This window comes from Shewanella sp. 11B5, assembly GCF_002836795.1.
Classification (GTDB): Bacteria; Pseudomonadota; Gammaproteobacteria; order Enterobacterales; family Shewanellaceae; genus Shewanella; species Shewanella frigidimarina.
The window spans coordinates 1-1,775 of sequence record NZ_PJAP01000775.1 but is presented as its reverse complement, the minus strand read 5'-3'; the positions used below and the strand labels follow the sequence as shown (position 1 = coordinate 1,775).

At 43.9% G+C, this 1,775-nt stretch carries 1 protein-coding gene and 1 pseudogene; one reads left to right on the top strand and one right to left on the bottom strand.

The genetic code is table 11. The features are described 5' to 3' along the window. Positions 1-18 precede the first annotated feature (18 nt). Complete coding sequence (locus tag CXF78_RS16330; RefSeq protein WP_102037371.1) at positions 19-1,269, top strand: dicarboxylate/amino acid:cation symporter; 1,251 nt, start codon at positions 19-21, stop codon at positions 1,267-1,269. Positions 1,270-1,350: 81 nt separating this feature from the next. Here the strand turns inward: CXF78_RS16330 and CXF78_RS16325 are convergent. Further along, positions 1,351-1,775: pseudogene (locus CXF78_RS16325) on the bottom strand (hypothetical protein); the annotation flags it as partial.

The following is a 1,775-nucleotide window of genomic DNA, read 5'->3' as shown; positions in this document are numbered from 1 at the left end:
ACATAATTTGGAACTTTCATGATATTGCAAACGCTCAAACGCATCCCTTTTTGGCAGAAAGTCATTGCAGGTTTTGTTTTAGGAACACTCACCGGCGTCGGATTAGGCGAGTCAGCCGTGATGTTAAAGCCTCTTGGCGATCTGTTTATCAGTGCCATTAAAATGCTGGTTGCCCCTTTGGTATTTTGTGCCATTGTGGTGAGCATTACCTCGCTGGGCTCACAAGGTAATTTAAAGCGCTTAAGTTTTAAAACCTTAGCCATGTTTATGTTTACCGGCACCATTGCTTCATTTATTGGTTTAACTGTCGGCAGTCTTATCGACATGGGCGGTAACCTAGCCTTAGCCACATCAGAAGTTCGCGAACGTGATATTCCAGGCTTTGCTCAGGTATTACTCAATATGATCCCGGTGAATCCGTTTGCCTCATTAGCCGACGGCAATGTGCTTCAAATTATTGTCTTTGCCGCGTTAATTGGCATTGCCATTAATGCTGTGGGCGAGAAAGCAGCACCGCTTAAAAACGTGATTGAAGCTGGCGCTGAAGTGATGTTTCAACTAACGCGTATGGTATTAAAACTGACACCTATTGGTGTATTTGGTTTAATGGCTTGGGTTGTGGGCGAGTATGGCTTAAGTACATTATTACCATTGGGTAAGTTTATTATTGCGATTTATATTGCCGCGTTCATTCATATTATCTTTGTGTATGGCGGTTTAGTTAAATTTGCTGCGGGTTTAAGTCCACTGCAATTTTTCCGTAAAGCCATGCCGGCTCAAATTGTGGCCTTTAGTACCGCATCAAGCTTTGGTACTTTACCTGCCAGCACACGTAGTACTGAAGCAATGGGCGTATCGAAACGTTACAGTGCTTTTGTACTGCCACTCGGCGCAACTATGAACATGGACGGTTGTGGCGGTATTTATCCTGCTATTGCGGCCATTTTTATTGCGCAAATTTACGGTATTCCGCTTGATATGACGGACTACATGTTGATTGCGGTAACGGCAACGGTAGCGTCTGTCGGCACAGCAGGAGTTCCTGGTAGTGCGATGGTGATGTTAACTGTCACTTTGGGCGTGATAGGCTTACCACTAGAAGGTATTGCCTTCATCGCTGCCATAGACCGCATTATTGATATGATCCGCACGGCAACTAACGTGACTGGCGATATGATGACTGCGGTTGTGATTGGTAAATCGGAAGGCCAATTGGACGTAGAGCAGTTTTATTCAGATGAAAAACCGGTTGAGCAAGTCGTGTCATAACGATGACTGAACCATAAAGTACAAAAATGAAATAAAAAAGCGAGTATCATTTGATACTCGCTTTTTTATTATTAGGCAACATTAAAATTTAGCGTTTGCCCAAAGCCATACTTTGTCAGTATCAACTTTACCAGCACTCGCATCGCCCGCTGAGTAAGCAGCGTATTTAACTCCTACAGTGTAGTTGTTATTAATAGGTAAACTGAATACTGCGTCAATTTCGTCGCCTAAATCATTAACAGTTGCGCTTGATTCGTCAGCTTCAAAATCATGATAAGCCAATGCCCAATTACCGCCGACAACGCTGCCGCCTACAGAAATATAAGTATCAACAAGACCTTGTGCAGGTGTTCCTAAGAATTGATCAGACCAGCCATTGAACGCGTGTAACGTGGCAAGCGGTGTAGCAAAACCATATTCGCCATTGTCAGACCCCAGCTGCTCGTAACCTAGCTTGAACGTTAATCCGTTAAACCCAACACCCACTTCACCTAACAAGTAGTCAG

Coding starts and splice junctions, on each gene's coding strand:
- CXF78_RS16330 (WP_102037371.1), top strand. CDS start 19: ATGATATTGCAAACGCTCAAACGCATCCCTTTTTGGCAGAAAGTCATT.